Origin of the sequence: Streptomyces sp. 8N114 (genome assembly GCF_052245835.1) — a bacterium.
Taxonomy (GTDB): domain Bacteria; phylum Actinomycetota; class Actinomycetes; order Streptomycetales; family Streptomycetaceae; genus Streptomyces.
Window position 1 is genome coordinate 171088 of record NZ_JBQQBT010000012.1, and the last position, 8330, is coordinate 179417.

Annotated in this window: 6 protein-coding genes; 2 read left to right on the plus strand and 4 right to left on the minus strand. The window is 71.0% G+C overall.

Annotated elements, in window-relative coordinates; genetic code table 11:
• Nucleotides 1-370: 370 nt before the first annotated feature.
• The gene (locus ACTWQF_RS23940; protein WP_443281705.1) at nt 371-2467 is read left to right on the plus strand and encodes a bifunctional glycosyltransferase 87/phosphatase PAP2 family protein; all 2097 of its coding nucleotides are present in this window, start codon (nt 371-373) and stop codon (nt 2465-2467) included.
• A 28-nt stretch (nt 2468-2495) separates the two neighbouring features.
• Here the strand turns inward: ACTWQF_RS23940 and ACTWQF_RS23945 are convergent, their stop codons facing one another.
• A complete protein-coding gene (locus ACTWQF_RS23945) occupies nt 2496-3743 on the minus strand; it encodes a cytochrome P450 (protein WP_443281693.1) in 1248 nt (415 codons plus the stop codon).
• 280 nt (nt 3744-4023) lie between these two features.
• Here ACTWQF_RS23945 and ACTWQF_RS23950 point away from each other — a divergent pair, with 280 nt between their 5' ends.
• Nucleotides 4024-5193 carry a steroid 3-ketoacyl-CoA thiolase gene (locus tag ACTWQF_RS23950; protein ID WP_443281694.1) on the plus strand — a complete coding sequence of 390 codons (1170 nt, stop codon included), beginning with the start codon at nt 4024-4026 and terminating at the stop codon, nt 5191-5193.
• Between the two features lie 97 nt (nt 5194-5290).
• Here ACTWQF_RS23950 and ACTWQF_RS23955 read toward each other — a convergent pair whose 3' ends face one another.
• The 3 genes from ACTWQF_RS23955 to ACTWQF_RS23965 all read right to left on the minus strand — a co-directional run.
• The gene (locus ACTWQF_RS23955) at nt 5291-5866 is read right to left on the minus strand and encodes a TetR/AcrR family transcriptional regulator (protein WP_443281695.1); all 576 of its coding nucleotides are present in this window, start codon (nt 5864-5866) and stop codon (nt 5291-5293) included.
• A gap of 520 nt (nt 5867-6386) precedes the next feature.
• Nucleotides 6387-7295, minus strand: coding sequence for an ECF transporter S component (locus tag ACTWQF_RS23960; protein ID WP_443281696.1), 909 nt, complete (start codon nt 7293-7295; stop codon nt 6387-6389).
• On the minus strand, nt 7292-8330 hold a 1039-nt coding region (locus ACTWQF_RS23965; protein WP_443281697.1), incomplete at its 5' end, for an ATP-binding cassette domain-containing protein. The genes ACTWQF_RS23965 and ACTWQF_RS23960, both read right to left, overlap by 4 nt.

Here is an 8330-nt window from a genome sequence, read left to right on the forward strand (position 1 = left end):
ATCCTGCCTCACCGCACGGAGCACGCCGCCGCCCCGGTGACAGGTCTGTCCGGCTTGGTGGCCGGTCGCACGCAGCTGTCAGGTAGCGAGTAGGTTTCTTGCGTCTGACCTGAAGGCTAGCTCTCGGGGGTGGACCTGAAGGCCAGCTCTCAGGGCGGGGCGGGGCGGATCCGGTCGAGTGCGGGGGACCCGCGGAGAAGAACACCGGCGGACAGGACGGAGACGGCGGGGCGTGGCGGCGGAATCGGTGGCGGAGGGGCCCGAAGGGCCGGAGCGGGGCGGCACATGGCACCCGTCCGGAGGCGGACCGGGTGGACCGTCGTATCGGAAACCGGCCCGGCAGTGGGGGCGGCTGGGGTCCCGTTCGGGGATGGTGCTGGCGGGGCTGTGGCTGCTGGCCCTTGCGTTGGCTGTCCGGCAGGCGGCGGCCGTGCTGCGGCTCCCTCAGGACGAGCGGCTCGTCGACCTGTTCGCCTGGATCGGCGACAACGGCGTGCTGCGCGTGCACGGTTCCCTCTACGACGGGGAGACGCCCTTCACCGGGACGCCCTTCGCGGGGCTGGTCCTCAAGCCGCTCACCCGGGCCGCCGAGCAAGGGCTGGGTGTGGCCTGGACGTTGGGCACGATGCTGCTGGTCGCTGCCGTCGGTGTGGTCGCCGCCCGAGCGCTGCCCGGGCCGGTACCGCGGCGTACCGCGCTGTTCGCGGTGCCGGTCGCGCTGAGCCTGCTGGTGCTGTCGGTGCCGGTGCGCAACACCTTCCACCTTGGGCAGACCAGCGTGCTGCCGGTGCTGCTGGTGCTGGTCGGCTGGCTGCTGGGCGGTGAGCAGGGGCAGCGTGACAGCGCGGAACACACCGGGCGCGGCGGGCCCTTGGCCGGTGCCCGCGGGAAGCCGGGCAGCCTCCGCGAGAAGGCCGTGGAGGCGCTGGGCGGGAAAGCGGGTGGCGTACTCATCGGTGTCGCGGGCGCGTTGCAGCCCGCCGCCTTGCTGTTCGTGCCGCTGCTGTGGCTCACCGGGCGCCGCACGGCCGCCGTCTCGGGCGCGGGTACGTTCCTCATCTGCACCCTCGCCGGCTGGGCCGCGATGCCGGACGACTCGTGGACGTACTGGATGCAGCACGTCGCGGGGTTCGGCCTGGGCGATCCCGCGGACGCGACCGCCAACCAGTCGCTGCACGGCGCCCTGCTGCGTGCCGGGCTGCACGGCCGGCCGGAGGTGGTTTCGCTGGTGGTGCTGGTGGCCGCCGTCAGCTGGCTGGCGCTGCGCCGCGCGGTGCGGTACGCGCGTGACGGTCAACTGCTGCTGGCCGCCGCCGTCGTGGGCTGCGCCGCGGTGGTGGCCTCGCCGATGGCCTGGCAGCACCAGCAGCTGTGGGTGCTGCTGGCGGTCGTGGGCCGGGTCGGCCGGCGGACCGGGGACCGGCTGGTGTGGCCGGTGTTCGTGGTGATGGTGATGACGCTGGACGGCACCGCGCTGGTGCCCAAGGTCGCCGCGTTCGGCGTGCTCGGCGAGAACGCGGTGCTGCTGGCGGCCGTGCTGGCGTCCTGCGCCGTCCCGTTCGTCCTGCGCACCTCCCCGGCCTGGGCCGACCCGCAGCCCTCGGGCCCGCTCAGCCGCCCCAACCTGATGCTGGAGCTGCTGCTGATCCGTGTCGGCTACTGGGCGTACTCCTACGTCCGCGGCCACGCGCCCGACTCGCGCTCCCTGGCCGAGGGGCACGGCCACCAGATACTGACCGCGGAGACCTTCCTCCAGCTCGACATCGAACACAGCCTCAACAGGCTGGCAGCCCGCACGGAGTGGCTACGGGACTCCTGCGACGCCTACTACACGACGTTCCACTTCCTGGTGCCGATCGCCCTGCTGGGCTGGCTGTACGCGCGCCGCGTGCCGCAGTACCGGGCCGCTCGTACGGCGCTGAGCTTCGCCACTCTGCTGGGGCTGGTCGGCTTCTGGCTGTACCCGCTCGCGCCGCCGCGGCTGATGCCGGGCCTGGGCTACATCGACACGGCGCACGGCCCGCAGGACCTGTCCGACCCGGACTTCGGTGCCTTGACCCAGCTGTCCAACCAGTACGCAGCGATGCCGTCGCTGCATGTGGGCTGGTCGCTGTGGTGCACGATCGTCGTCTTCATGATCACCCGCAACCGCTGGCTGCGGGCGCTGGGCGTGCTCTATCCGCTGCTGACGACGTTCGTGGTGATGGCCACCGCCAACCACTACCTGCTGGACGCGGCGGGCGGCGTCGCAGTCGTGGCGGCGGGCTTCTACGTTCAGCGCCGGCTCGCCCGGCTCCGGGGCGGAAACGGCACAGCACCGGCCGAGGACGGTCCGGGGGCCGGGGCGGGCCGGGCGGCGGTCGCCGCGGACACCCGCACCGAGCCCGCCACCCGTACGGTTCCCCGTCCCTCACTGCCCGGCCCGTCGAGTTCTCCCGACCGCAGAGCGCCGGCCGGGCAGGACTGAGTCTCTCCGCCTGGCCGGGGGAGCGCGCTCAGCCGTAGTCGACCCGTAGCTCCTTGATGCCGTTCAGCCAGGCCGAGCGGAGCCTGCGCGGCGCCGGACCGGCGAGGGAGATCCCGGGGGTGAGGTCGGCTACGGCGTCGAAGATGAGGTTGATCTCCAGGGTGGCGAGGCTCTTGCCGAGGCAGAAGTGCGGCCCTCCGCCGCCGAACCCGAGGTGCGGATTGGGGTCGCGGGTGATGTCGAAGACGTGCGGGTTCTCGAAGACCTCGGGGTCGTTGTTGGCGGAGGAGTAGAACAGGCCCACGCGCTCCCCGGCCGAGATCTTCTGCCCGCCCAGTTCGGCGTCCTGTGTGGCGGTGCGCTGGAAGGAGACCACGGGCGTGGCCCAGCGCACGATCTCCTCCGCCGTGGTTCCGGGGCGCTCGCGCCGGTAGAGCTCCCACTGGTCGGGGTGGGTGAGGAAGGCGTGCATGCCGTGGCTGATGGCGTTGCGGGTGGTCTCGTTGCCCGCGACGGCCAGCAGGATCACGAAGAAGCCGAACTCGTCCGCGTTGAGATTGCCCTCGCCCTCGGCCGCCACCAGACGGCTGACGATGTCCCCGGCGTACTGGGCCGGGCACTCCTTGCGGGCCTCGGCCATCGTCATCGCGTACGAGATGAGCTCCGCCGCCGACCGGGTGCCGACCTCCTCCGTGATGGCGTACTCGGGATCGTCGTAGGCGACCATCTTGTTGGACCAGTCGAAGATACGGGAGCGGTCCTCCTGCGGGATGCCGATGAGTTCGGCGATGGCCTGCAGCGGCAGTTCGACGGCGATGTCGGTGACGAAGTCGCCGCTGCCGCTGTCCTTGGCGTTCCGTACGATCCGCGCCGCGCGCTCCCGCAGCGCCGTCTCCAGCGCGCGGATGGCGCGGGGAGTGAAGCCGCGCTGCACGATCTGCCGGACCCGGGTGTGCTCGGGCGGGTCCATGTTGAGCATGATCAGTTTCTGGACGTCGATCTGGTCGCGGCTCATATGGTCGGCGAACCGGATGACGGCGGTGTTCAGGTTGGAGGAGTACAGCTCCGGGTGGGTGGAGACCTCCTTCACGTCCGCGTGCCGGGTCACCACCCAGTACCCCTCGTCGTCGAAGCCCGCCACACCGCGCGGCTGCCGGTTCCACCACACCGGCGCAGTCTCGCGCAGCAGCGTGAACTCCGGGAGGGGGACGCGCTCTTGGTAGACGTCCGGATCGGTGAAGTCGAACCCGTCGGGCAGCGCGGGGCAGGAGGACATCGGCAGCTCCACTCCTCTTCTGACGGCCCATCAGAAGGACCCGAAGGTAGTAACGGGTTCTACAAGTAGCAAGGGGCACGGCGCCAGTTCCTGTGCAGGCGGCGTGCGACGGAGCGGACGGCGAGTGTGCTGCGGAGTGCTGCTGAAGGGCTGCGGAGTGTGCTGCGGGCCGTGCAAGACCCTTGCGCGGCGATGAGCGCGCTCCGCACACTGTCCTGAAGAACTAGAACGCGTACTAGTTGTGCTGGTGGGGAGCCAGCCGGGCTGGAGAGGACGACTCATGGCCGCCGAACCCGTCATCGTCGAGGCAGTACGCACCCCCATCGGCAAGCGCTCCGGTGCCCTGGCCAATCTGCACCCCGCCTATCTGCTGGGCGAGACCTACCGCGAAATCCTCGGCCGCACCGGCATCCACGCCGACTGCGTCGAACAGATCGTCGGCGGCACCGTCACCCACGCCGGCGAACAGTCCATGAACCCGGCCCGCAACGCCTGGCTGGCCGTCGGCCTGCCCTACGAGACCGCCGCCACCACCGTCGACTGCCAGTGCGGCTCCTCCCAGCAGGCCAACCACATGGTCGCCAACATGGTCGCCGCCGGCGTCATCGACATCGGCATCGGCTGCGGCGTGGAGGCCATGTCCCGTGTGCCGCTGGGCAGCGGCTCCAAGCACGGACCGGGCAAACCCTGGCCGGACGAGTGGAACATCGACCTGCCCAACCAGTTCGAGGCCGCCGAACGCATCGCCCGCCACCGCGGCCTCACCCGCGAACGCGTCGACTCGCTCGGCCTCCTCTCCCAGGAACGCGCCGCCACCGCCTGGGCCGAAGAGCGCTTCAAACGTGAGACGTTCGCCGTGCAGGTGCCCACCACCGAGGAGGAGCAGGCCGCAGGGCAGGGCATGTGGCGCTACGTCGACCGCGACGAAGGGCTGCGCGACACCTCCATGGAAGCCCTCGCCTCACTCAAACCCGTCATGCCCACCGCCGTGCACACCGCCGGGAACTCCTCACAGATCTCCGACGGCGCCGCCGCCGTGATGTGGGCCTCAAAGCGCATGGCCCGCGCCCTGAAGCTCCGCCCCCGCGCCCGTATCGTCGCCCAGGCCGTGGTGGGCGCCGACCCCCACTTCCACCTCGACGGGCCCGTCGACGCAACCCGAGCCGTCCTCGGCAAAGCCGGGATGTCTCTCAGGGACATCGACCTCGTCGAGATCAACGAGGCGTTCGCCTCCGTCGTCCTCTCCTGGGCCCAGGTCTTCGAACAGGACCTGGAGAAGGTCAACGTCAACGGGGGAGCCATCGCCCTCGGCCACCCCGTCGGCGCCACCGGAGCCCGGCTCATCACCACCGCACTCCACGAACTCGAACGCACCGACAAGGAGTTCGCCCTGATCACCATGTGCGCGGGCGGTGCACTGTCCACCGCCACCATCCTCCAGCGGCTGTAGGAACGGCCGCCCGGTGCCCGGCCCGGTGCGCGCTGGCCCGCAGAGCGCCGACCCGACCCGCAGGGCGCCGACCCGGTGCTGATCCGGATGCGGTGGGCTAGGCGACCGGCGCGGTCGTGCCGCTCAGCAGCGTCTTCGCGGCGGAGCGGGCATGGCGCGCCGGGGTGGGCGAGTCGGTGATGGAGGCGTTGCTCATCGCCCCGTCGAGCAGGACCGCCAACTGTGCCGCGAGCCACTCCGGTTCCGACGCGCCGGTCTCGTGCGCCAGGTCCTGGAGGTAGTTGCGGACCGCAGCCTTGTGGTCGCGTACCGCGTCGACCACCCCCTGGGAGTCCGCGCCCAGCTCGCCGAAGGCGTTGATGAAGGCACAGCCGTGGAAGTCCGGCCCGTCGACCCAGTCGTAGAGCCAGTCGAAGACCGCCAGCACCCGCTCCTCCGGATCGGTGTGGAGGGCCACCCGCTCCTCGAGCGCGGTGCGGGCCCACCGGTCCCGGCGCCGTAGATATGCCTCCACCAGGGCCCCCTTGGACGGGAAGCACTTGTAGATCTTCTTCAGTGAGACGCCGGAGGCGTCACGGATCCTGTCCATGCCCACGGCATGAACGCCGTACTCGTAGAAGAGCGCGTCCGCCGCGCTGAGAATGCGAGCCTCGGTCGTGGCTTCGCTGTCCATGCTGCCCCGTTCTCCCCGTCTCCCCCGCTGTTCTCCTCCGGTCTTGAGAACTGTCGTTCTCTACGATACAGTCTTACTTGATCGGAGAACGAGCGTTCTCCGATCGTCAACGGGGGTCGAACGGGGGGCTCAAGCGTGACCGGGCAGACGATGCAGCAAAGGACAGGCTTGGGCGAGCTGGCGGTGACCGGGCTGCTCACAGACCCGGTCGTCGTCGGCGCTCACGCAGCGGCAGCCGATTCTTCCCATTTGCCGCTTACGGTGCATACGCCCAATCCCACGGCACCCACCGCAAACTGCCGGCACCTCCCTGCGCCAGGCCATCGGCCCACGGCGCCGTACGCGGAGCAGATATCCGGCAGACAGGCATCGGCCCCCGCGATCAATCGCTGAACAATCAGCTGAACCACCACTGGAGCACCCCCGGAGTGCCCCGGAGCCGGCGCAAGTCAGCGCGCCTGGAGGCGTCCGGAAGAGAAGCCGCGAGTCCGCGCGCACAACGCGTACAGCAGGACTCGCCTTAGGGCCCGTGTTCCTGCCCGTCGGGGTCGGGCAGGAACACGGGAATCTCACTTCCCGACGCCCTCACGAACACCGGCGAGGTGTCGAAAGCGGCACGACGGGTGGCCCGGCGCAGCGCCCGCAGCACCGTACCGCCCAGCGACAGGGTCAGCACCACGGTGAGCAGCGCCCGCGGCACATCCCAGCCCAGGGAAGTGGCCAGCACATAGGCGCCGTACCGGGCCAGATTCTCCTGAAGGGGATCACCCGGCACGAACGAGAAACCGGAGCCGAGCCCCGCGATGTAGGGCCAGCCCTGAAGATTCATGATCAAGCCGTAGAGCAGGGCCGAGACGGCCCCGTATGCGGCAAGGAGGAGAAGTTCACGCCGGCCCCGCAAGGTGGCGGGCCCGGGTAGCAGACCGGCTCCCATGGACACCCAGCCCATGGTGAGCATCTGGAACGGCATCCACGGCCCCACCCCACCGGTGAGCAGGGCCCCGGCGAACATCGAGACAGCGCCCAGAACGAATCCGAAACCCGGCCCCAGCACCCGGCCGGAGAGCACCATCAGAAAGAACATCGGCTCCAGACCCGCGGTCCCCGCGCCCAGCGGCCGCAGCGCGGCACCGGCCGCGGCCAGCACACCGAGCATGGCCACGGCCTTGGCATCCAGCCCGGTCTCGGAGACGGTCGCCACGGCGACGGCAAGCAGAAGGGGGAGCAGTGCGGCGAAGAGCCAGGGAGCGTCCTGGGAGTGCGCCAGCCCGGAGGTCCGGTCGGCCAGCAGAGGCCAGGCGAACGCAACCACGCCGGTGGCGCTGGTGAGAGCCAGCGCGGCAACGGACTTCGGCCCCAGCCGAACGGCCCGCACCGCCGTGGCAGCCCGCACCGCCGGGGGCGCCCCTCCGGTGGCGCGGCGGATCACAGCGCCCCCTTCACCTGGCTGACGGTCAGCCAGGGCTGAGGGGCGAGGATCTTGGACACCTGCGGGGCGTAGGCGGGTGAGGAGGTGACGACCTCGTCCGTGGGCCCGTCAGCCACGGGCTCGCCCTGGGCGAGGACGACGACGCGGTGGGCCAGCTCCGCGACGAGCTCGACATCGTGGGTGGCCAGCACGATGGCATGGCCCTCGGTGGCCAGTTCACGCAAGAGCGCGACCAGCCGGGCCTTGGCCGCATAGTCCAGCCCGCGGGTGGGCTCGTCCAACAGCAACAGCGGCGGCCGGGCCGTCAGGATGATCGACAGCGCGAGGGCCAGCCGTTGGCCCTCCGACACATCGCGGGGGTGAGTGGTGTCAGGGATATCGGGCAGTAGCCGGGAGACCAGTGCACGGCAGCTGCCGGGCGCGGCACCCGCGTCGGCGTCGGCGGACCGGCACTCGTGGGCCACGGTGTCCGCATAGAGCAGATCTCGCGGCTCCTGCGGGACGAGACCCGCATGGCGCAGCAGCTCGGCCGGCCGCGTACGGTGCGGCACCTTCCCGTCGACGGTGACCTGGCCCGAGGTGGGCCGGTGCATCCCGACGAGAGTGTTCAACAGGGTGGACTTCCCCGCTCCGTTGCGCCCCATCAGCGCCACGATCTCCCCCGCGTACAGCGAGAGAGACACGTCATGAAGGGCGGTGACCCGGTCGCGGACCAGGCTGAGTCGGGATATCTCCGCGAGCGGCTGCGCGTCCTGGCGGAGTAGCTGCCGGGCCCCTTCGGCGAGCTGCGCCGTGGCGGGGGAGAGCGCATGGGGGAGGCGGGGTGCCAGGCGTTCGCGGAGCGGGCCCGCTCTGCGCCGGGCGTCCCGCACCGAGAGCGGGAGCGGATCCCACCCGGCCAGCTCGCCCAACTCCACGACGGGCGGCCGCACAGGCGAGACCGCCAGCAGAGCGGCGGGATCCCCGAGCCGCGCCGTTCCGGGGCGGGAAGACACACCTTGGCGGACCGGCGCGGGGACGGCGGCCGGGGGGAGG

What these genes read in the sequence shown, in the direction of transcription:
- ACTWQF_RS23955 (WP_443281695.1), bottom strand. Translation starts at nt 5,866, where the DNA reads ATGGACAGCGAAGCCACGACCGAGGCTCGCATTCTCAGCGCGGCGGAC.
- ACTWQF_RS23950 (WP_443281694.1), top strand. Translation starts at nt 4,024, where the DNA reads ATGGCCGCCGAACCCGTCATCGTCGAGGCAGTACGCACCCCCATCGGC.
- ACTWQF_RS23945 (WP_443281693.1), bottom strand. Translation starts at nt 3,743, where the DNA reads ATGTCCTCCTGCCCCGCGCTGCCCGACGGGTTCGACTTCACCGATCCG.
- ACTWQF_RS23940 (WP_443281705.1), top strand. Translation starts at nt 371, where the DNA reads ATGGTGCTGGCGGGGCTGTGGCTGCTGGCCCTTGCGTTGGCTGTCCGG.